The sequence below is a fragment of the Vibrio sp. B7 genome, from assembly GCF_963888765.1.
In the GTDB taxonomy this organism is placed as follows: Bacteria; Pseudomonadota; Gammaproteobacteria; order Enterobacterales; family Vibrionaceae; genus Vibrio; species Vibrio anguillarum.
In genome coordinates, this window is sequence record NZ_CAWPKR010000039.1 from 81,075 (window position 1) to 103,626 (window position 22,552).

At 39.8% G+C, this 22,552-nt stretch carries 24 protein-coding genes; 14 read left to right on the top strand and 10 right to left on the bottom strand.

Features of this window, described 5'->3' with window-relative positions; all coding sequences use genetic code 11:
* Positions 1-3 precede the first annotated feature (3 nt).
* The 4 genes from rpmB (at position 4) to mutM (ending at position 1,897) form a co-directional block, all read left to right on the top strand.
* Positions 4-240 carry a 50S ribosomal protein L28 gene (gene rpmB, locus AACV32_RS16285; RefSeq protein ID WP_004397476.1) on the top strand — a complete coding sequence of 79 codons (237 nt, stop codon included), beginning with the start codon at positions 4-6 and terminating at the stop codon, positions 238-240.
* Positions 241-253: 13 nt separating this feature from the next.
* Positions 254-421, top strand: a complete 168-nt coding sequence (gene rpmG, locus AACV32_RS16290) for a 50S ribosomal protein L33 (RefSeq protein ID WP_010318992.1) — start codon at positions 254-256, stop codon at positions 419-421.
* A gap of 135 nt (positions 422-556) precedes the next feature.
* Positions 557-1,024, top strand: a complete 468-nt coding sequence (locus AACV32_RS16295; protein WP_017045921.1) for a hypothetical protein — start codon at positions 557-559, stop codon at positions 1,022-1,024.
* Between the two features lie 63 nt (positions 1,025-1,087).
* Complete coding sequence (gene mutM, locus AACV32_RS16300) at positions 1,088-1,897, top strand: bifunctional DNA-formamidopyrimidine glycosylase/DNA-(apurinic or apyrimidinic site) lyase (protein WP_017045920.1); 810 nt, start codon at positions 1,088-1,090, stop codon at positions 1,895-1,897.
* 15 nt (positions 1,898-1,912) lie between these two features.
* Here the strand turns inward: mutM and coaD are convergent, their stop codons facing one another.
* Complete coding sequence (gene coaD / locus AACV32_RS16305; protein ID WP_026028196.1) at positions 1,913-2,404, bottom strand: pantetheine-phosphate adenylyltransferase; 492 nt, start codon at positions 2,402-2,404, stop codon at positions 1,913-1,915.
* A 123-nt stretch (positions 2,405-2,527) separates the two neighbouring features.
* Between coaD and AACV32_RS16310 the strand changes: the two genes are divergently transcribed.
* Positions 2,528-3,562 (top strand): glycosyltransferase family 9 protein, encoded by a 1,035-nt coding sequence (locus AACV32_RS16310; RefSeq protein ID WP_170895475.1) that lies wholly within the window; start codon positions 2,528-2,530, stop codon positions 3,560-3,562.
* Here AACV32_RS16310 and AACV32_RS16315 read toward each other — a convergent pair.
* Positions 3,531-4,316 (bottom strand): glycosyltransferase family 2 protein, encoded by a 786-nt coding sequence (locus tag AACV32_RS16315; RefSeq protein ID WP_170895474.1) that lies wholly within the window; start codon positions 4,314-4,316, stop codon positions 3,531-3,533. The genes AACV32_RS16310 and AACV32_RS16315 overlap by 32 nt on opposite strands.
* On the bottom strand, positions 4,313-5,383 hold the full coding sequence (locus AACV32_RS16320; RefSeq protein ID WP_170895473.1) for a glycosyltransferase family 9 protein: 1,071 nt from the start codon (positions 5,381-5,383) through the stop codon (positions 4,313-4,315). Before AACV32_RS16320 ends, AACV32_RS16315 begins: the two co-directional genes overlap by 4 nt.
* Positions 5,384-5,498: 115 nt before the next feature.
* Between AACV32_RS16320 and AACV32_RS16325 the strand changes: the two genes are divergently transcribed.
* From AACV32_RS16325 to AACV32_RS16335, 3 genes are read left to right on the top strand one after another with little or no spacing between them, the layout of a single operon-like run.
* Positions 5,499-6,212, top strand: coding sequence for a 3-deoxy-D-manno-octulosonic acid kinase (locus tag AACV32_RS16325; protein WP_170895472.1), 714 nt, complete (start codon positions 5,499-5,501; stop codon positions 6,210-6,212).
* Positions 6,209-6,949: a glycosyltransferase family 25 protein gene (locus tag AACV32_RS16330; RefSeq protein WP_170895471.1), complete on the top strand. Its 741-nt coding sequence runs from the start codon at positions 6,209-6,211 to the stop codon at positions 6,947-6,949. Before AACV32_RS16325 ends, AACV32_RS16330 begins: the two co-directional genes overlap by 4 nt.
* A gap of 6 nt (positions 6,950-6,955) precedes the next feature.
* Positions 6,956-8,002, top strand: coding sequence for a glycosyltransferase family 9 protein (locus AACV32_RS16335; protein ID WP_170895470.1), 1,047 nt, complete (start codon positions 6,956-6,958; stop codon positions 8,000-8,002).
* On the opposite strand, the gene waaA is transcribed toward AACV32_RS16335, so the two are convergent.
* The 7 genes from waaA to rfaD all read right to left on the bottom strand — a co-directional run bounded on the left by waaA (position 8,003) and on the right by rfaD (position 16,308).
* Positions 8,003-9,274 carry a lipid IV(A) 3-deoxy-D-manno-octulosonic acid transferase gene (gene waaA, locus AACV32_RS16340; protein WP_170895469.1) on the bottom strand — a complete coding sequence of 424 codons (1,272 nt, stop codon included), beginning with the start codon at positions 9,272-9,274 and terminating at the stop codon, positions 8,003-8,005. It abuts the gene before it with no gap.
* Between the two features lie 11 nt (positions 9,275-9,285).
* A complete protein-coding gene (locus AACV32_RS16345; RefSeq protein WP_017045911.1) occupies positions 9,286-10,068 on the bottom strand; it encodes a glycosyltransferase family 32 protein in 783 nt (260 codons plus the stop codon).
* A complete protein-coding gene (locus AACV32_RS16350; RefSeq protein WP_170895468.1) occupies positions 10,065-11,102 on the bottom strand; it encodes a glycosyltransferase family 9 protein in 1,038 nt (345 codons plus the stop codon). Before AACV32_RS16350 ends, AACV32_RS16345 begins: the two co-directional genes overlap by 4 nt.
* A 5-nt stretch (positions 11,103-11,107) precedes the next feature.
* Positions 11,108-12,136: a lipopolysaccharide heptosyltransferase II gene (gene waaF / locus AACV32_RS16355; RefSeq protein ID WP_170895467.1), complete on the bottom strand. Its 1,029-nt coding sequence runs from the start codon at positions 12,134-12,136 to the stop codon at positions 11,108-11,110.
* 13 nt (positions 12,137-12,149) lie between these two features.
* The gene (locus AACV32_RS16360; protein ID WP_170895466.1) at positions 12,150-13,400 is read right to left on the bottom strand and encodes an O-antigen ligase family protein; all 1,251 of its coding nucleotides are present in this window, start codon (positions 13,398-13,400) and stop codon (positions 12,150-12,152) included.
* Positions 13,401-13,405: 5 nt separating this feature from the next.
* A complete protein-coding gene (locus tag AACV32_RS16365) occupies positions 13,406-15,175 on the bottom strand; it encodes a polysaccharide deacetylase family protein (RefSeq protein ID WP_026028626.1) in 1,770 nt (589 codons plus the stop codon).
* Positions 15,176-15,366: 191 nt separating this feature from the next.
* The gene (gene rfaD / locus AACV32_RS16370) at positions 15,367-16,308 is read right to left on the bottom strand and encodes an ADP-glyceromanno-heptose 6-epimerase (RefSeq protein WP_017045906.1); all 942 of its coding nucleotides are present in this window, start codon (positions 16,306-16,308) and stop codon (positions 15,367-15,369) included.
* 393 nt (positions 16,309-16,701) lie between these two features.
* On the opposite strand from rfaD, the gene AACV32_RS16375 reads away from it, so the two are divergent.
* The 6 genes from AACV32_RS16375 to AACV32_RS16400 all read left to right on the top strand — a co-directional run bounded on the left by AACV32_RS16375 (position 16,702) and on the right by AACV32_RS16400 (position 22,548).
* The gene (locus AACV32_RS16375; RefSeq protein ID WP_249339508.1) at positions 16,702-16,986 is read left to right on the top strand and encodes a transposase family protein; all 285 of its coding nucleotides are present in this window, start codon (positions 16,702-16,704) and stop codon (positions 16,984-16,986) included.
* Positions 16,987-18,201 (top strand): hypothetical protein, encoded by a 1,215-nt coding sequence (locus AACV32_RS16380; protein ID WP_017045904.1) that lies wholly within the window; start codon positions 16,987-16,989, stop codon positions 18,199-18,201. It begins immediately after the preceding gene.
* A gap of 83 nt (positions 18,202-18,284) precedes the next feature.
* Positions 18,285-18,920 (top strand): hypothetical protein, encoded by a 636-nt coding sequence (locus tag AACV32_RS16385; RefSeq protein ID WP_236732700.1) that lies wholly within the window; start codon positions 18,285-18,287, stop codon positions 18,918-18,920.
* Complete coding sequence (locus tag AACV32_RS16390; protein WP_017045902.1) at positions 18,898-20,358, top strand: lipopolysaccharide biosynthesis protein; 1,461 nt, start codon at positions 18,898-18,900, stop codon at positions 20,356-20,358. Before AACV32_RS16385 ends, AACV32_RS16390 begins: the two co-directional genes overlap by 23 nt.
* Positions 20,348-21,499, top strand: a complete 1,152-nt coding sequence (locus AACV32_RS16395) for a glycosyltransferase family 2 protein (RefSeq protein ID WP_017045901.1) — start codon at positions 20,348-20,350, stop codon at positions 21,497-21,499. Before AACV32_RS16390 ends, AACV32_RS16395 begins: the two co-directional genes overlap by 11 nt.
* Before the next feature lie 74 nt (positions 21,500-21,573).
* Complete coding sequence (locus AACV32_RS16400; RefSeq protein WP_236732699.1) at positions 21,574-22,548, top strand: class I SAM-dependent methyltransferase; 975 nt, start codon at positions 21,574-21,576, stop codon at positions 22,546-22,548.
* The last annotated feature ends 4 nt before the right edge of the window (positions 22,549-22,552 follow it).

Genomic DNA, 22,552 nt, shown 5'->3' on the forward strand with positions numbered 1-22,552 from the left:
TTCATGTCCCGAGTATGCCAAGTAACTGGTAAGCGTCCAATAACGGGTAACAACCGTTCACACGCACGAAATGCTACTAAGCGTCGTTTTCTGCCGAACCTACAAACTCATCGTTTCTGGGTAGAGAGCGAAAAACGTTTTGTTAAACTACGTCTAACTGCTAAAGGCATGCGTATCATCGATAAGAAAGGCATTGATGCTGTTCTTGTTGATATCCGTGCACGTGGCGAAAACGTTTAAGAGGAATTGAGCAATGGCTAAAGGCATTCGTGAGAAAATTCGACTAATATCTTCTGCAGGTACTGGTCACTTCTACACAACTGACAAGAACAAACGCAACATGCCAGGCAAATTTGAGATCAAGAAATTTGATCCAGTAGTTCGCCAGCACGTTCTTTACAAAGAAGGTAAAATCAAGTAATTGATTTTACGCTTTGTAAGCATTGAAAGACCCAGCTTTGGCTGGGTTTTTTATTGTCTGGAATTTGTACCCAGCAATGTCAGCTCTCACTATAATGTGCTAAGTTACTCAAAGATAAACTCTTAGGGATCACTTATGCGTATCAATCGCCGCCGTTGGAATAATATTCTTATCTTGGCTGTTATTGCTTTTATTGCCATTTTGAATTTACCCACAGTCATCAAAACTTATCTTATTGAACCGCCTGCTAGCCCTTATCCTTATGTGATTAATCCAAATGCAGAGCTGCAAGCACTGCATTTTACTGACTGGTCACTTGAACTGAATCAAAATCGTTGGCGATCAAGCAAAGCAATTTCAGTTGCACCTGAAATATTGGCACAACGCTGGCAGAGTTTAGTTGGTACAGAAGTAGATGATGCCACTTACGAGTCGCTTGCGTCTCTACTACGTAACCCACAAACCGTGGAGGTGTGGTATCAGGATCGCGAAGAGCCGCAAAGGATCACCTACTACCAAACCCCCCAGTTTTGGTTATTGAAAAATTGGCAAGAGAAATGGGTGGCACTTTCGGTAGAAGAAGCTTTTCTTTTTCCGAACTGAGCCATTATTTCTCTTTGAGCGTTGAACAAACCAAGAACGACGAATGAAGAATCGAGATTTATCATGCCTGAGTTACCCGAAGTTGAAGTAAGTAAAATGGGGATTAGCCCGCATCTAGTTGGTCAAACGATCCAGCAACTGACATTTCGCACGCCCAAATTACGTTGGGCCATCCCTCAAGAGCTGAAACAGTTAGAAGGGCAAGTGATCCGCAATATTGCCCGTCGAGCCAAATATTTATTGATAGAGACCGATATTGGCAGTGCGATTGTTCACTTGGGAATGTCAGGTTCATTGCGAGTATTGGAGTGTGATTTTCCGGCAGGTAAGCATGATCACGTTGATCTGCGATTAACCAATGGCAAGGTACTGCGCTACCACGATCCACGTCGATTTGGCGCTTGGCTATGGTGCGAACAAGGAGAAAGCCACTCGGTGTTAAGTAATATCGGTCCTGAGCCATTAACCGATGATTTTGATGCAGATTACATTGCGCAAAAAGCGAACAGCAAACGTATCGCCGTTAAGCAATTTATTATGGAAAATAAAGTGGTGGTTGGCGTAGGCAATATCTACGCGAGTGAATCATTGTTTAATGCGCGAATTCTCCCCACTCGGCCCGCTCATTCGCTGACACTGACTGAGTGGAATTGCCTCGTGCGAGAAATCAAATCAGTCTTAGCAACGGCGATTCAACAAGGTGGCACAACCTTAAAAGATTTTGCACAAGCGGATGGCAAACCGGGATATTTTGCTCAAGAGCTTAATGTGTATGGCAAAGCACAGCAGCCTTGCTCAGCGTGTGGGCAAGCGATTGAAGCGCTGAAAATTGGTCAGCGTAACACCTTTTTCTGCTCTGCTTGCCAAAAATAAGGTACGTCCTAAAGGCTATATTTTCTTGCCATGCAAGGCGTTAGCGACAATGTCAGGAACAAATTGATCAACTTCTCCACCATGAATCGCCACTTCACGCACAATGGTGGAGGAGATAAACGCATGCTCCTCTGATGGTGTAAGAAACACACTTTCCAGCCCCGGCATCAAACGGCGGTACATGTTGGTCAAACCAAATTCATACTCGAAGTCAACCGTAGTACGCAAACCGCGGATCAGCACATTGGCTTTTTCATCACGCGCAAAATCGACCATTAATCCAGCAAATCCTTTGGCAGTGACATTCTCTAAATGTTGAGTGACTGCGCTGGCAAAGGCGACCCGTTCTTGCAGAGTAAACATGGTGTTTTTGCTTGGGCTGGCGGCGACGGCGATGATCACTTCATCAAACATATTGGCGGCGCGTTCGATCAGATCCAAATGACCATTGGTGATGGGATCAAAAGTGCCGGGATAAATCACACGCGAAATTCTTTTTTGGCTCACAGTGGAAGGCTCATATTGGTTAACTGGCATTGATATTAACAAAAAGACTCAAAATTACCTATTGAACTCGGTATGATGTAGCCCGCATTAAACTGTGACACTTAGCGAGTGAGAGAAGAGACGATGAACAAGTTGTTGGTGATCCGTAACGATAAAATTGGTGATTTCATGCTGGCTTGGCCAAGTTTTGCGATGCTAAAAGCCTCGTTGCCAGATTGCCATATTACCGCGTTAGTCCCCAGCTATACCGTCGCGCTGGCCGAGCTTTGCCCGTGGATTGATGCTGTGATGGTCGACCCAACGGAAAACGCGTCCTCTGCGAAGAAAAAGCAATGTATTAAAGCGATTAAACAGCAACACTTTGATGCCTCGATCAACCTCTTCTCGACCACTTACAATGCACTATTAGTTTGGAAATCTCGTATTCCTTATCGTTTAGCGCCGGCGACTAAATTCGCTCAAATTTTTTACAACAAACGAATTAAGCAAAAACGCTCTCAATCAGCCAAAGCAGAATATGAGTATAACTTAGATTTGGTACGCGCTTTTTTGCATGATATTGGCAAAGAGGTTGTCGAGCCGAGCGCACCTTATCTGCAATTTGACCAAGCGATGCTTGTTGAACAAAAAAGCAAACTGGCTGCACAACTTCATCTCGATAGCAGTAAAGCGTGGATGTTTGTACACGCCGGAAGCGGCGGTTCGGCGAATAATTTGTCGCTAGAGCAATACACGCAGTTAGTGATGGGGATTGATGGCAAGCAAGAAATTATCCTTACCGCCGGGCCGGGAGAAGAAGTGAAAGCCGCGCAGTTAAAAGCTTTGATTGAAGAAAAGGGCGGGCGAGCGGCACTGTATGATAAAAATGAAGGGCTTGTTGATTTCTCACGCTCGATTGCTTGCGCTGATATTTTTATTGCAGGTTCAACCGGGCCTTTGCATATCGCTGCTGCGATTGATGTGCCCACTGTAGGCTTTTTCCCCGCCAAACGTTCAGCCACGCCACTGCGTTGGCGACCATTGAATTCACAAGGTCGCCATATCGCTTTTTGTCCACCACCAGCAAAAGACAAAGAAACTCAGGCCGATATGAGCCGCATTGATATTAATGCGGTGTTAGCCGAACTTAACCCTTGGGCGGCTCAGTACTGGTTCTAACCCATAAATCGGCGTATTTAACAAAGGTGGAATGCGCCGATAATAAAGAAAGTAAAAAGCCTTGTTTGCCATCTAAAAAGCCAGCTTTGATGACGTACATTTTCAAAAAGCAGCCAAACGCATGCAAAATACCTTGGCTAATGCTGCTTTTCTTACCACGTTTTTCTCGTTGCTCTGCCCATGCTTTTGCATAACCTGCTGATTTAACTAAATAATGATGAATGTCGTTATAGGTGTAGTGAATCGCATCACCTGCAAGATTCTCGACTTTCATGCCATCTGCGACTTCGACTTTTTCATGCACCAAAGCCTCGTTATATTGCGTTAATTGAGTTGGGTAGAGGCGCAACACGCGATCAGGATACCAACCACAGTGGCGAATATAGCGGCCAAAAACCCAACTTAAACGGGCAAATTGATACAGTGTATTGGGTTTATTAGCGGCGACCGCTTGCTGAATGCTATCTTTTAACTCTTTGGTCACGCGTTCATCGGCATCTAGCCACAACACATAATCAGACTCGACATACGACTGCGCTAAGCTGCGCTGTGGGCCAAACCCAGACCACTGTGAATTGACAAAAAACTTGTCAGTATAACGGCGTGCAATCTCTTCGGTATTATCACTGCTACCTGAATCTAAGACGACGATTTCATCTACCCATTGGTGAACGGTTTCCAAGCAAGCTTGCAAATGTTGCGCTTCATTTTTAACGATCAGCGCAACGGCTAAAGTAGGTTTGCTCACATTCATTCCTCGGATATTGGGTTTAGCTGAAAATCAGCCGTTATCTTATCAAACATTTGGATAACATGGCTTGCTTGAATGCGCTGCATCGCTTGTTCATCTTTGACGCGAGTACGCCAACTGACTTGCTCTTTCGTTTTTCCTGTTTCGGCAAACAGTGCTTCTTCATAAGCCGACACCACATAATCACGATACTGATAAGGCCCTGTGCGCTGCGGATTATGGTGAGCGTATAAACCGATAACGGGAGTATTCATTGCATTTGCCATGTGCGCTGGGCCTGTATCTGGCGCTATCACTAAATCGGCTAAGTCGAGCAGTGCCAACATCTCTTTAAGCTGGCTTTTACCAACGACATTGAGTACCGGCTGAGTAAGTTTACTCGCTATTTCGGCTGCTAGATCAACTTCAATTTGCGCAGGGCTACCGGCCAAAATGATATGCCAACCAAGTTGTTGAGCATGCGTTATCACTGCTACATAACCTTCAGCGGTCCAATTTTTATAAGCCTTACTCGCGGCAGGAACCACGACTAAATTACGCTTTGAATGTGCAAGTTGCTGCTTGGCCCATTGATGATCGGAATCTGAATAAGTAAGTGACCACTTAGGTTCTAGCTCTTTGACTCCAAGGCATTCAGCAAACGCGAGTAAGCCATCTAATACATGAGGCGCTTGAGGTGATATCACTTTTACATTAGTAAATAGGTGCTGGAAATCTTGGCTGCGGGCGGCATCAAAACCGAGTTTATATTTAGCTTTAATACCCAGAGTGGCAATACTGGCACGAAAGGCATACTGCATATGCAAAAGCGCATCGAAGGATTGCCCTTTAAGTTCTGCCCACAGTTTTTGATATGCTTTCCATCCCTGTTTTTTGTCGAATATAACCACGTTTACATTAGGCAAATCAGTGAGTAACTGCGCTTCCAGTTTTCCAGTGATCCACGTGATATGAGTTTCAGGCCATTGGTGTTGAATTGCTTGCACGGTGGCCACTGCATTGCACACATCGCCAATCGCCGACAGACGCAACACACAAATTGAGCGTGGAGCAGAAGAAAAGAGAGCCATAAGTGACATCGGTATAGAGAAAGTTAGTAAGAATTATGCAGATAGCGCCGATAAATGTAAAATACCAAACAAGCATGATGAAGCACATTCAATCTCGTCATTAAAAAGTGAAACGATGAAAACGCTGAAAAAAGAGAATCAAACAATTTGGTATGACGAGCATTTTCTAGTTGAAGATCCGCTCCGCTGTTTTAACCCTGAGTTTTGGCTGCAGGCTGGTAGCGTCACAGGTAGTGCAATGGGACGCGGTACGACATGGTTTGTAAAAGCTGAAAAAATAGAAGCAGCACTACGCCACTATAAGCGTGGTGGATTGTTCGGTAAGTTAGTAAGTGATCACTACTTTTTTTCTGGTTGGCAGAAAACGCGCAGCTTCCAAGAATTTGAATTGCTCAATACTCTGAGAGAGTCTGGGGTAAATGTTCCACGCCCGATTGCAGCGCGAGCAGTAAAGCGCACTTTTTGTTACCAGGCCGATTTACTCAGCGAAAAAATCCCGAACGCCCGCGATCTGGTGTCTATTTTACAAGAACGTCCATTACCGACTGAAATGTATGAAAAAATAGGTCGAGAAATCCGCAAAATGCATGATGCGCAAGTTAATCACACCGATCTCAATATCCATAACATCTTGATTGATGACCAAGAGAAGGTATGGATTATTGATTTTGATAAGTGCTGCCAGCAACAAGGCGAGAGCTGGAAGAAAGGAAATTTAGATAGATTGAAGCGATCGTTTGAGAAAGAACAAAAAAATAGATCTATCAACACCTTAAAGATAAGTTTTGATCAACTATTACATGCGTATAGTGAGAGTAAAAGAAAATGAAATTATTTGTGATTAACTTGAAAGAGGCCAATGCTAGACGAGAGCGGGTCCAGAAAAAACTGTCAGAAATAGATGTTGAATGTGAGTTTTTTGAAGCTGTAAATGGTTTTAGTGGGTTACCACCTAAGTTGGCTATGAAGCCAAATGATGATTATCGAATCAAATATCGTGGTAGACCTTTGACTCCTGGGGAAAAGGGCGTATATGCGAGTCATTATTCACTCTGGGAAAAATGCGTTGAGTTAGATGAGCCCATAGTAATATTTGAAGATGATTTTTTACCAACACCATTTTTTTCGCTTGTTATTGATAAGCTTCCTGAGTTACATAAAAAATACGACTATTTACGTCTTGAACCTCAGGATACAAACTTTAATTGTAAAATGATTGAAAATACTCATGATGGCTTTCAAGTTGTGATGTGGATGGATAATGCTGGAGGAGCTAGGGGATATAGCATTACACCGAAAGCGGCACGTAGATTTTTAGACGAAAGTGAGCAATGGTTATGTGCTGTCGATAATTTTATTGGCGAACCATATAAACATCACATATCTTCTATGGGATTATTGCCATATGCTATATACAATCCATCTGATATGGAAAGCCAAATTCAGAACAAAAAAAAATTAGCCAAAGTTGCCTTAAAGAATAAAATGTTTAGAGAAATAGAAAGGCTTTCAAGGACCATCAGATTGACATGGTGGAATGTTATGCATAAATCAATTAAAAGGTAATTATCTATGATAAGAGGACTCATATCTCGACTTCAAATTACCAGAGATAAAATAAGACGTCATCTTGGAATCATTCTTTTTGATTCATCAAAAGTATCTAAATTAGATTTAGAGAATGTTAATAGCATTCTATTTATCCGTAATGATGCAAAATTGGGTGATGCTATTGTTTCCTCCGGGGTACTCAAGAAACTTAAAAAGTACCGCCCAGAAATAAAAATTAAAGTGCTGACTACCTCTGCGATGGCACCATTGTTTACAGAACACTTTGGTGTTGATCAAGTTGTGCATCTAAGTAAGCGACCGTCATACAGTGAAATGAAAGAAGTCTGTACGCAAGTTGGGTCGGTCGATGCAGTAGTCGCTTTTAATCTTGATATGAAAATGAAAGATATTTATTTGCTGAATAAGTTAAAGTCTAAAATAAATATTGGCCTAGATCCTGATTTAAAGCTGATTAATTTAAAAATTTCTGATGATATTAGAAATATGCATTATGCTGATAAGTTTAACTATATTGCAACTCTATTGGGTATAACTGAATCAGCAGAGAATTATATAGTTCCTCTTGTTCCCTCTTCTATGGAAAAAGCACAACTTTTCTTGACTGAAAATAATATCAATGAGTTTGTGCTGATTAATCCATTTGGTAGTGGCAACGAAAGGAAGTTGAACAAGGACTCGATAAATAAAATCATTAGTGCAATCAAAGAATGGGATAAGTCATTGAGTGTGGTTCTATTATCGGCTCCTGATACAAGAGATCTTTTGGACGCTATGTCCCTTACTACTGCAAGTATTCGTCACTTTGATCAGAGTGATTCTATTTATGATGCCATTGCTATTGTCGAGAAAGCGAAGTTAGTGGTTTCTGTTGATACATCAATAGTTCACGTCGCATCTGGTTTTAATAAACCGCAGATTGCAATTTATAAACAAGATAAGGTTAATTTCAGCAACTGGCACCCTAACTCTGAACATGCAAATGTTATTATTGCTATTACAGATATCAATAATTTTGGAGAGGAACAGCTAAAGCAAGCACTAACCTAATTAAATTATTAGTTCAATGGCTAATATTGTGTTCGCTAGTGATCCACGGTTTTTATCAATTACGAGTCGAGTTGATTGTGATTTAGAGTGAAGTACATTTTTATCATTGAATGCTTGAGATATAGATTTTGAGATTGCTTTAGCCGTAGTGACAACCTCTAATCCCTCAGCTTTGATTAGTTGTTCTGTTATATCCGTAAAATTATAGTAACTTGGTCCTGTTAGCACTGGTTTACCTAGTGCTGCAGGCTCAAGCATATTATGACCTCCAACTTTATCACCCAGTAAGCTTCCGCCCATAAAACAAATGTCAGCAGCACCCATTAGTACCAGCATTTCTCCCATTGTATCACCTAGATACACCTGTACTTCTGGATCAAGTTCAGACTCTGTTTCAGTTCGTCGCACACTAATAAATTGTGTTTTACACAGCTCAAAAACAGCATTAAATCGCTCTGGGTGACGCGGGACAAGAATAAGCAATGCGTTAGGGTGCTCTTTAAGTACTTCAGCATGGGCTGCTAATACCTGTTCATCCTCACCTTGATGAGTGCTTGCCGCAATCCAAATTGGACGATTTCTCCCCAGATTAGATCTTAACTGCTGGCCTTTTTGTATGGTTGTTTGGTCTATATCGATATCAAACTTAATTGAGCCAGTGACGAAAATTTTTTCTTTTGTCACACCCAATCGAATAAAGCGCTGTGCATCGTCGGGATATTGACATAGTACTCGGGTTAAATTTTTCGCTAGCATGTTAAATATTGGCTGAACTTTTGCGTACCGCTGGCATGAACGCTCAGATAAACGAGCATTAATAACAGTGATAGGAATACCCGATCTTGCGACAGTATGTAGCGTATTCGGCCAAAGCTCAGTTTCCATGATGAGTAGTTGGCTAGGCTTGATAGCATTTAAAAAACCACGAATGGCAAAAGAGAAGTCAAATGGCATATAGCGATGTTCGGCAATACCTTGTAATTTAGCCGCTTGTTCTGCACCAGTAGGCGTTGTGGTGGTAATAACAATCGGCTGATCAGGATATTGTGATTTGAGTTTTTTTATCAGTGGAGAAACGGAAAGTGTTTCTCCAACCGATACCGCATGGATCCAAATCGGTGATTTATTAGTTTCAAGTGGCGGTGTGAAACCAAAATGTTCTTTCCAGCGAGCACCCACGGATGGCTTGCCATCTCGTTTTCTGTACAGACTCCACATCAAAAATGGAGAAACAATAGTGAGTAGGAACGTATACAGCCAACGAATGAGCACAATGACCTCGTTTACTTCTTGATTAGATCTTCAGGTTTCTGGTGAGTCCATTTACCACGAGGCTTGTCTAAATATTGAAAATACTCATTGGTAAATGTGCCTTGGATACAAACATGACGGCGACGACGATATTGAATGGATTCATCTTTTAAAACATCATTGAATACCGCAGGTCCTGTTGTCCCGTAAACTCCTTTTTTAACATCATAGTTCTGGATGTTATACACAATCGTATCCATCACTTTCTGGAAATGAGGGTTTTGTGGCGCTGTCGCTAAAAAGTAATTAGTAATTTCAGTCCCATTTTTGATCTTGATATATAACGCGTCATTGATGCCTTTTAGTAGTCGACTAAGCGGCCAAACCAATGTGGCATCAATATCCATATAGACACCGCCTTGTTGGTATAAAGTTGTCACACGCCATAAATCGGCTTGAGCAGCACCATCGGTCAACTTCATATATGCATCATAAACTTCTTGTGATGCATTTTCGCGTAAATATTCTTCTCGTGCTTCGGTGCTGACATAGCGATAATCGTAGCTTAGTGACATTAGACGATTGAATAGATAATTCAAATAGATAGGTAGACTACTACGGTTTGAATAGTTGGTTTGCCAAATAATTTTAGGTACACCACTGCTATTTTTTGTTTGAATTTTGGCTGGAGAATATTCAGGAATAGTGAATCGTACTTTAGGAAAAACAAAGTGGAATGGGTATGAAAGCACTTTAAAAATATTACCAATCAACTTGATGGTGCGGTTTGCAACCATAATAGGGAAGTTATTCATACTGTCTCTTTATTTTGTTCTAATGCAGTAGCCATCTCTGCAATAATTTGTTGGTTACTAGGAATATCACCGTTCGCATTCATGACAATGCGGTGATCACCTTCTAATGGAGTGTATCTAAATGGTACGGTTGAGTAGAAAATACCAACGGTCGGTGTATGAGTTGACACAGCAATATTTCTCACTCCCGTATCAGGAGCCACCACTAAGCGCGCCTTGGCAATGTATTCGACTAGTTCATCTAATGACAGACAAGGCTGAATCGTGAAATTATGGTTAACTTCCAAATGACGAAGAAAATCACCTTTTTCAAAATCATTTTTTCCTTCTAGATAGACATGTTGATGGTTTGGAAAAGTTGTAATTGCGAGCTCAATGAAACTCTTCATTTGTTCTCGAGTCAGAATTTTTGATTGAGTTGATGCGCCATTAAAATAGAGAATGTTAGGTTTGCTTTGTTCTTTATCGTACAGTTCTAGGTGACTTGGGTACCCAAAATCTAATGGTCTTTGTGGGTTATGTCCGAGCATTTTCAGCATATCGAGCATGCATTCAAGCTCTGGCTGAAAATCAGATCGAAATACCGCAATATTGTACAAGCTTCCACATAAATAAGGTTTGTATGGGAAACCAAATTTCAACTTGGCTTTACTGAGCAACGTCATCCAATAAGAACGGCTTGTGCCAGCTACATCAAAGATGATGTCTTGTTCTTCTAATTGCGTAAATTGCTGGATCTTCTGCTTCCAATTCAGTTCATGCTTGCGATGTCGACCAATCATAAAAATGGTTTCATCAGCGAGATCTGAAGGTGTTCCATATTGATAGTTAGAGACACCCACTAGCGTGATTTTTGCGTTAGGAAAAAATTTTCTCGCTTCAATAAGAAAGGGGCGAACAATGACCTGATCACCTAATGCAGCGTGACGAAAAATCGCAATCTTTTTCACCTTCTCGGGTGAAAACTCATGAGTTAAGTATTTTTTTGCTTGCTTGGATGCATAAGCACCGCGTTCAAACCAAAGATGTTGCATCAAGTTTATCCAATAAATTTGTTTACGGCAGCCATTACCAAATCTGGTGATAGCTTGTTCAAACAGTCAAGGTGCTTAAGTGGACACTCGCGTTGAAAGCAAGGGCGGCATTCTATGTCAGTGTGTATAATTTCGACACTATCTGCCAATGGTGGTGTGTATTTTGGTGAGCTTGAGCCATATATTGCAACAATATTACACCCAACAGCGGCTGATACATGCATCAGCCCAGAATCGTTGCAGACGACAGTATGGCAAGCTGCAAGCAAATCAACTGCCTCAATTAAGGATGTCTCACCGGCTAGATCAAAGCACGAATTTTGTAATTCCTTCGGAAGCGCATTGCGGATAGCGCTTGTCACCACTTTATCTTTGGCTGAACCAAATAACCAAATTTGTTGGCCTTTTTCAATCAAAGCGTTCGCAACTTCAGCATAGTATTTATCTGGCCATCTTTTAGCCGGGCCAAATTCTGCTCCTGGGCATAAACCGATAATCGGTTTTAGGGTCGATAAACCTAATCTTGACATTGTATACTGTTGAGCTTTGCTATCGATGAATAGAGAAGGGCGAGGGCAGGTTTCTAGCTGAACTTCACTAAGCATGCTTTCCTTAGAATAAGCAAGAGCAACATAACGCTCCACCATAAACTGAAAAACTTTGCGATTTGGGCGAAGATCATTGAGCAAACCATAACGAAATTCACCTTTCCAGCCCGTACGAGATGGAATACCAGCAAACAGAGGAATTAAAGCTGACTTAGCCGAGTTAGGTAAAACGTATGTGTGCGTATAGCCATTGCGCTTTAATTCTTTAGCCAGTGCCCATCGACCTACAAGATTAAATGCGCCATGTCCAATCGACATTTCAATGGCGCAATTCACTTCTGGCATGCGCTCCAAAATCGGTTTGCACCAAGCGGGGGCTAGAACATCAATCGTCGCAGCGGGGTAGTTTTGCTTCAATGTGGTGTAGAGGCTTTGCGACATGACCATGTCGCCAACCCAAGAAGGGCCGATAATCAGAATCTTCATGTCCTGCTGCTCATCAGTTTGGCTGTTGAACGGCATTGTACTTTTCTATACGAATAAGAGCAAAGAAGGTTGCAAGCATAAAGCCATAGAATGCGCTGATTAAGTTAGCTTGTAATGGTGCTTCTGTTAAGCAAAAGAGCATGAACCCAGCGACAAATACCGTACCTGTGTAACCCCAGAGGCTATCGGTTTTCCTGTAGTGTTGAGTAAAGACCGCAAAAGGTACTACAAGCATCATAATAATGGCAATTATACCTAATATTCCATTACTCGCTAGCATTTCGAAATATTGGCTATGGGCATGACCACGAGTTAAATTCCGAGTGTATTCATTCACTTTACCTTCAGCATAAAGCTGCTTATTGAGAGTTTCTCGTTCATTATAAGGTAAACCAATGAATGGGCTTTGTTTAAACGCTTCCGTTGCAGCTTTCCATAAATAGAATCGAGTACCTGTAGATGTTGCCGCTTCTACATCTCCGGAAATAATATGAGACACCTCATAAGCTGTATAATCTATTCGTTGTTTTACTGAATCGGAATTCCAATAAGTCCCTAATGATAGAGCGATAAAACCCACAATGAACGTTGATGTTAATTTTAGATTTAGTCTTTTCCAATTTAGTAGCGCACACAATATCAGAAGTAGCGGAATAGCAAATATGGCGCCACGAGTTAAAGTTAATACTGTTGAAATAATTGAGGCGATGAATGCTAAAAATAATAAGACTCTATATTTAGGATTTTTTATAGATAAACATAAAGATAGAAATGCCAATGAGCACGCCAAATAACCAAAGTTGATACTAAAGAGAAAACCGTCAACACGTGGCATATGGAGTATAACGAACTGATAAAGAGCAATAACCAGCGCACCAAAAGAACCAACTATGACGCCAATAGATAACCATTCATAGGCTTGTGCCGAGCGGAGGATGAAAGCTTTTCTGAACATTAAATAAACAGGAATACATAACAATAAACGACTACCGCCTTGAAAGTACCTGAACGTACTACCATCGACTATTGTAATTGGTAAATTGGCAAAAAAATAGGAACCAAGACAACAAGTGATCAGTAAGTCATATTTATTAAAATCACAATGAGTTTTATTCTTAACTAGGTCGTGAATTGAGAATAAAACGATAAATGCGACAATGACAACACTAAAATTATTAGTCGATAGAAGGAGTGCTGGAACTAAGAATAATGATGATAGCGCAAAATTATTCACGTTAAGAAGTTTGTTCATTCGTGATTCCATTCTTATTATTTCGTCGATTTTCTGAATGTATAATTACCGCGCACTTTGCGCCATAGGCCAAACACATCGGTTTTAGGGAAAATAGCAATACGTCGTATTTGATATGGATCTTGATGAATTAACAATGGGCCGCTGTTGGTTGCAACCGCAAATTGATAGCCACATTGATGCACGATCTGTTTTGAGTGCGCATCATGATCGCCATAGGGGTATGCAAAAGAAACCAGTTGTTCGCCTAGTAGCTCTTCGAGTTCAAGCTTATTGCGTGAGATCTCTTTACGCTGTTCAGATTCACTGAGTTTGCTGAGAAATGGATGAGTCATTGTATGGCCGCCAATTTCAACTAGCCCTGAATCGTGTAATGCTTTGACTTGCTGACGAGACATTAAAGGCACTGGTTTTTCTGGGTTGCTCGGTACTTCAACATCCCAACGGTTAAAATCCTCCCCCGTTACTACATAGACAACCGCTTTAAAACCGTATTTTCGTAATAGCGGCAACATCAATTCGTAGTTATCTTGATAGCCGTCATCAACCGTTAAGATGATATAGCGCCTGCCTGATTCAAGGCGGTGAATAAGCCCTTTATCCGCTAAATCTTTAAAGGTTAGCGTTTCAAACCCCATTTTTTTTAGCAGGTTGAAGTGCTTTTCAAGCATGTCAATATGCAGATAGGTACCATGTACGCCCTTTTCACTTTCATCCTTAATAAAGCGATGATACATAATAATCGGCATCTCTTTACGCAGCTTTTCAACATGAACCGTTTGATAAATATCTTCTATTTGATCGACCACATTGGTTAAGCTGTAGCTGTGCTGAATTATCTCACTGACTTGTGGCGAGCAGTGTGGTGTTTTTAACCCTTGTTCTACATATTGACTAACTTTTGAAAAATCAATATCGAGATCTTTAGGCCCGATGTCACCGAAGTTGCTTGCCATGGCCGCAGCGATATTATCGTCATCGACAATACCAATTGCACTTGCCTCACCGATTGCCAGGGTAGGCCGTCCACACAGCAAAGATTCCATTGCCACTCTGCCAGCCCCAATGACTAAGTCTGATTGAGCAAGTATCGAGACGACATCTTGTGAATAACCAAGAAAGTGAACGTCAGAAGTAAACTTATCAAAACGCGCTTCAATTTTAGAGCCAGATATGACCTGAATCTGGTATTTTGCTGAGTCTAAACACTCATCGAGCAACCGATAGCAAAGATCCCCTTTGGGGCCGGTTAACCTACCAATAATACTGACCACGGGTTTGCTATTTTGAGGAGCGTTTTGCCAAGTGAATTCTTGCGTTTCAATGCCGTTTCGGCTTACGACGAGCGAGCTTTGTGGAACATTCAATTCAGTCATGAGTTGTTGTTCAATGGCCTCACAAACCGGTAGTGCTTTGTCACCCATGGCGTGAAATTTTTTACGAGATGCGTGTACAGGCTGACGACCATGTACTGTGGTGACCATAGGCGTATTTGTTAATTTGCAAGCAATGTGACAACTCCAACTGGAGGCGCGAGAGTGAGCATGCACTAGTTGGATATGGTGTTTCTTAATCAGATAAATAAGATAACCCACATGCCAAAAGCGGCGAGGAATACTGCGTTTATTAAAACGGAGTTTATAAAATAGCCCTTGGTGAGGTTTTGTTAGCGTATCGGAAACATAAAATACCTTATGCCCACGCTTTGTCAGTTCATCGCCAGCGGTTGTGGCGTAAACCTCTGCCCCAGTGACCTCAAGTTGAGATAAGGCCATTAATATATTCATCAATACTCCACGAGTTAGCAGCAAATGCTTTTCATATGTCTAAAAAACACGATCAATTTTTCATTCTTCCCCTTCCAATGGTTACTCCATATTAGTCTTCCAGTAAGAAGAGAGCAGCCTTTTAGGGAGATATGTTTACTAGTTCCTCCCCCTTTTAGAGGGAGGTTAGTAGGGAGTGATTTCAGCCATCATTACTTATTAATCAACGCCATATACTCAGCCACACCTTCAGCCACCGTCTTAAATTGATGTTGGCAACCAGCGGCGCGCAATTTCGTTAAATCGGCCTCGGTGAACTCTTGGTAAGCACCTTTTAAGTGCTCTGGGAATGGAATGGTTTCAACCTCACCTTTACCATGGTGCTTGATAACGGCTTTGGCCACTTCTTGGAAAGATTCAGCATTGCCAGTACCTAAGTTATAAATACCGGATACTCCGCTGTTCATAAACCATAAATTCACAGCCGCGACGTCACCCACATAAACGAAATCACGCTGGAAGGTTTCACTACCTGCAAACAGTTTCGGGTTTTCACCCGCATTCATTTGATTATTTAAATGAAAAGCAACAGAAGCCATTGAGCCTTTGTGCTGTTCACGCGGGCCATAGACATTGAAATAACGAAAACCGGTAATTTGGGAAAGGGTCTCACCGTGTGTTTGTGCTTCTTGCCAAATGCGGCGCACATAGTTATCAAACTGCTGCTTGGAATAGCCATACACATTCAGCGCACCTTCATACTCTTTTTCTTCAATGAAGGTATCGGTATCGCCATAGGTTGCGGCTGATGAAGCATACAAAAATGGAATGTCGCGCTCTAAGCAGTAGTGTAGTAGCTCTTTAGAATATTCATAGTTATTAAGCATCACATACTTGCCGTCCCACTCGGTAGTGGCAGAGCAAGCGCCTTCATGAAATACGGCTTCGATAGGGCCGAAATCCTCACCAGACATGATCTGCACCAAGAAATCATCTCTGTCCATATAATCGGCAATGTCCAGATCAACCAGGTTTTTGAATTTACGACCATTTTTTAAGTTATCGACAACAAGAATATCATTAATACCTTGTTCATTAAGCGCCTTGATAATGTTGCTGCCAATCATGCCAGCGCCACCAGTTACGATGATCATACAAAATTCCTATGGTTATAATACGAACAATTATGCGCATTATAGCGGCTTAGCTAGTGGCTGTAATCACAAAATCTAATCTAGGCTAGCGACAGTCTCGCGCTATGTATTGTTTTGATGTAGTATTTCTGCCCAATAGTACTTCCTGATTTTGTAAAGGAAGAGTTCACTTAAGGTAGAACCGCTTGTAGGAGTTAGACCTAAGGGCGGTAGCGTGCCCAAGGAAAAATCATGAACATACGCATCTTTAAACGGTTTGTAGCATAGTGAGCTCACAGTTTTCTTGTGTCGATGGATAACGGCATCACACAACAAACAATTAATCAATGATCAATTTGACGATCATTTTTAGTGTTTTCTAATTACCTCCATAGACAAATTGGAGGTCTAATGATGAGTAACCAGCAACCATTTATGTATTTCGATATCACTCCAGATTACCACCAAAAAGGTAAAGTCGAGCACAAGTTAACTGATATCATTTTGTTAACAATTTGTGCTGTACTTTCTGGCCGAGATGACTGGAAAGCGATTAGCCTATATGTAGAAGTTCGGTTGGATTTCTTGAAGCGATTTGGTGATCTTAGTCATGGTGTTTCCTCTACTTCTATGATAACTAGGGCGATGGGCATGACGGTGGTACTTATGCGGATTCCGCGCATAAGGGAGTGCCATTAGATGACAGCAATATCGAAAAATATTTTGGGTATCAAAAGACTTCACAACGAAGAAGAAATGGAGGCCTTAATTATAAGGCTTTATTTCATATTACTCTCGTTTACTACGGTGATGAGTGTCTTTGATCAAATTCCTATGTATTCTGGTGCTTTTACATCACTCGCTAGTGCAGGAATATTTCCTATTTTTAAATTTATAAAAGATATACTTGTCATCGCGCTTTTTTTTACATTATTACCACTGTTTTTGTACAGATCAAAAACACCACTTTTGATTACAACTTTAATGTTTGGTTTGTTTGTTTTGATTAGTGCAGTATATACATACATTGATACAAAGGAAATTTATTTTCTTGCTGGATTTCGATGGATACTACCTGTCTTTATAATAATATGGCTAACGGTTATTGATCTAAAAAAACTCGAAAAGACATCTGTCTATCTTATTTCATACATTTTTATTATTAACATAGTCACTCAAATTTACCAGTTATCCTTTATGCCTCATTGGTTTGGAACTACTGATTTTGGTATGTCTTCCCGTGTTATCGGTATATTCATGGCACCGAATACAAGTGCATTCTTCACATGTGCAGCAATTGCTTTTCTTGCTTATAAAAAAGAATATTTTAATAGAAAAGCAACAATGTTATTATTTTTAGTTGGAGCATTTTCTATATTTTTGACCAGATCTGGTACTGGTTTGATTACATTAGTTGCTTTATTGACGATATTCATCGTGCCTATCCGGTACATAATGTTTTCTGCATTATCATTGATAATAATATTACCTACTATTCTACTTAACTTAGATGGTCTGTTAAATCGTGAAAACTATGTGGCTTTATCTGGTGTTGGACGATTTAATCTGATAATGGTTGCATTCCAAAATGTAGGTTTTCTGTCTGGTGAGTTTGGTTACAATACTAATACGGCTAATTTACTTTTTTCAATGTTAGATCCTAGTAAGGTTTATGAAGCTGCTGATTCAGTTATTGCATCAGTTCAAGGAAATCTTGGATATTTAGGTTCTCTAATGTATCTTGGTGTTGTGATTTACTTTACTTATAAGGCACTAATCGATAAGAATAGTTCGAGACTTTCAATTATTGCTGTATATGTAATATTTGGAATGACAACGATAACATTTGAGGCATTCCCAATGATATATTTTTTACCAATAATTTATGGAAACTCAAGGGTAATTAATTCATGAGGATTATATTTTTAAATTTGAGAGAAAACTTCTTAATACTATTGGTTGCTACGATAATTTCTGGATACTTAGGATATAAATTCATGCCAGAAAAACAAGATACTACAGTTTATGAGGGTTACTTATTCATTACGCCAACTTATGATGGATATGGTAATTTTAGAAACCCAAAACCGCCATTAGATCAGCTTACTAAAAATCTCACCGAAGATATAGTTTTTGCTAAGGATTTAGTTGAGTTAATAAAAAATGAACGTCCAGAATTATTAATGATTGAGGATTCGGTTACTCTTTATCATAAAATCAAAGAGATGATTGACATAAAGCGGGTCGGAACAGGTATTTATATGGTAAAAGTAGTCGGTGACTTAAATTTATATAGGGATTCGATGGATCTTTTCAAAGAAAATATTGAAAGAATATATCGTAAAACAACATTAGAATATGTTGATGGATTCAGAGATCCTAAAAGTACTTGTTATTACTTCGATAGACTTTGTTCCAACCTTCTTGAACCCTACCTAGAGTTAATATCGATTGTTGAAAATCGTGGATTATACCAAGAATCTAAGTATATGACTGTCTATTATGCAAATAATAATAAAGTCAGATACGGACTATTTTCTTTATTTATGCTAAGTGGATTTTCTATAGTCTATATATCGACATTATATCGTCGTCTTTTTGGTGATTTGGATGAATCGAGAGTTACTAGCTAATATACTTGGAAAATGTTTGTCAGCATTGATGATGTTGGTCTCACTTCCTTTTCTAATTGATGCTATTGGACCAAAGGGGTATGCGCTTGTAGGACTTTTTACAGCAATGCAATCTGTTCTCATGCTTCTTGATGGGGGGATAAGTGCAGCTTATACAAAAAATATCTCAAACTCTTACTCGCGCGGAGATATCTTACTGACAGGTTCGTTTGTAAGGCAGTGTTTCATCACTTTTTTGAAGGTATCCTTTCTGCTTTTTTTCGTTTCGCTATTCCTCTTTACTTATTTCGCTAATTCACACGGTGATAGCCTAAGTAAAATAAACATCATGATGTCGGCATCTCTGTCATTGATATTTTTACAAATCTATTATCAGGCTACTTTGTGTGGAACAGGGCATCAAGTAAAATTCAATAAACTATATATTGCGTTCAGTATAATGCGATACCCATTAGCAACTTTTGTTGTTCTATATTTTAGTCTTAATGTTTTCGCATACTTCTTAATATTTCTTATCGCTAATGTTATTTACACTATCGCATTGCAATTAGTGGTAAAAAATAAATTTTGTCATTATCAATCTCAATATAATGATATTTTTGAAATCAACGAGCATGATAATTTAGAAAACAAGAGCTTTAAAAATAAGATGTTATTTCTCGTCATAATGTCTTCTCTGTGTTTCCAAAGTGATAAGTTAATTCTGGCAAAATTTGTATCGAGTGAAACTCTTGGTTATTACTCTTTAGCGTTCACTATCGCAAGTTTTCCTATGATCTTCACTTCTGCATTTTATTATTACCTTTTCCCTAAATTGGTGGAGCTCAAATCCTCCAACCAAATGCATCGTTATCAAGCAGAAATAACTAAGAATTCATTGATCATGATGATCGGCGTTACATCGGTTTGCATTTACGCTGCAGCATATTCAAAATATGTTCTCTTACTATTTTTTGGCAATGAGGTTTTAGCAACAGAGGTATCGGGAGTATTAAGGTACTTAATTTTAGGCAGTCTGATTCAAGGTGTTTTAATGATCCCTTATTGTGCACAAATTGCATTTGGTAGAATTTCATATCTGGTGAAGGTCAATGTTTTTTTGGGTATAATTATGATTATTGCTCAGACTTATGCAGCGTCATATTTAACGCCGATAGACGTGGCGAAATGTTGGTTTGCTTATAATGTTATTATATTATTACTTATATTTATTAATCTTGAAAATGTTACAGCAATAGAGAATAAATTTAAATGGATAGCATTTAGTATGCTTATACCTATATTTATATGTATGTTAACTCTTCTGCTTGCTAATTTTTTACTGAAATCATTATCGAATATTAATGAACTTTTGATTATTATCCCAATCGGAATGATGTCATTACTATTAATAACCACTTATGCTTTTTATATGATGAGACATATAGATGAAAAATGAGTATTTGTTATCGATTGTTATTGCAACTCATAACCGACAGAAATATGCAGTTCATTCGATAGAGTCAATTCTAGCGTACACTCACGAAAATGTTGAAGTTGTCGTGAGTGATACCAGTGAATCTGACTCGTTAAAATCGTTGTTAGAAAAATATAGCCATATATCTCGGCTGAAATATACGCATCACACCCAACGTCTATCTATGACAGAAAACTACAATTTCGCTGTAGAATCCTCAATGGGTGAGTATGTATGTTTGATTGGGGATGATGACAGTGTTTGTCCTGAAATAGAGCGAGTGATTGAATTAATGAAAGAACGCGAGGTTAGCGTTCTCTCTCCGCGAATCATTGCGACTTACTCTTGGCCAGACTTTATTACTAAAGTCTGGGGCGACAAACATGCAGGAAAATTGTATATCGATAAATTTAGTGGTGATTGGAAGAGATGCGACAGTAAGAAAAAACTCCAGCAAGCACTGAGGAATGCCTGTCAAGGTACTGATGAACTACCGAAGCTATATCACGGAATAGTACAGAAAACATTGTTGGAAAAAATTAAAGAAAAGAACGGTAACTACTTTTTAGGAATCAGTCCTGACATATCTATTGCTATTTCATTAGCTGCGCAAACGGAAGAATATTATACTCTCGATTATCCAGTAACTATTCCTGGCGCTTCTGGAGGTAGTAATACAGGACGAAGTGCGCTGAACAAGCACAAAGGCTCTCTCGATGACGACGAACATATCAAGCCATTTAAGGATATTAAATGGGACGAGCGTATACCTCGTTTCTTCTCTGTTGAGACGACTTGGTCTCAGGCAGCAATTGAGACTCTTCATGTATACAATCTCGCAGACAAATTTAACTTTGCGAGATTGATTTCTCTGTGTCAGACAAATCATGCTGAATACGGTAACAAGATTGCTATCGCGAAAAGAAATTGTGAAGAATTAGGCGTTTCAATCAGCTTATCGTCTCTCATAATGGAAAAAGTGAAGTTAAAACTTAACCGATTGAAAAATATCCTGATTAGGCTCAAAAATCCTACGCCGAGCGGTGGTAAGTCCGTGATCGCAAACTGCGAAAATATCAATGAAGCAGTAGATAAATACGTTGAGTTTATGAATGCCAAGTAACGCTTCAACGCAAGAGTTATTTATCAGTAGCAGTGTTAATCAATTTAATTGTTAAAACGATCGTTGAAAAATAATTGAGCCTTTTCATTTTTATAAGGAATATGGAAGGAGTGAGAGTCTTACATGAAACGGAGAACCTCTTGAAAAACGAGAATATATGTCTTTTTTGTTCGAGTGAGACGAAAAAAATTTTGCCAGGAAGGCCAGACTATGAATGTGCTCTATCTATTAAGTTTGATTATGTTCAGTGCTTAAACCCAAACTGCGGCCACGTTTCTGCCAAAGTGCCTGAAAAATTTGATTTATCGACACTTTACGGTGAGTATTCAACGCATAGAGAAACAACACCACAGAATTTGTCAATATTGACGCATTTGATCCCCAAAGAAATGTGCCATTTCGATTCCGATTGGGAAACGCTGTTTACTGGCCAAGATTTGGCATCCACGTCAGTGCTCGATTTTGGTTGTGGTAACGGTAATTTTCTTCGCAAACTGAAAGCTTTTGGCATTGGGAATGTCTACGGATATGACTTTGACAGCAAAGCGATGGAAGTTGCTAAAAATGCAGGATGTGAAGTACTTCCATCACTTGCTACAGACGCTAAATTTGACGTGATTTTTCTCAATCATGTTATTGAGCATGTCTCAGAACCACTCAAAGAACTGGAACGTCTCAAGTTACTGCTCAATGAAGAAGGTATTATTTATGCGAGTACACCCAACACCGGCTCTTTGACCCGTAAAGTATTTAAGGATAACTGGCGTGGTTGGGAAACACCAAGACACGTTAATGTTTTTTGCGTTCACAGCGCCTGCAGGCTGATAGAGCTTTCATCATTCTCTTCTTCAAAGAGTCAAGTGATGACGAAAAACAGTATGTTTCTTGGCATCTATAACGAGTCATTTGTTGGGCAGTTTTGGGCTACTGGACTAGGAAAGGTGGTTAGATGGTCAATGTTGGTTCCGTTTTCTTGGGGGGCATACCTGATAGCCATGTTCAGCAAAAAGTGTGGTGAAGAAGTGGTGATGGTTTTTCGCCAAGAATAAATTT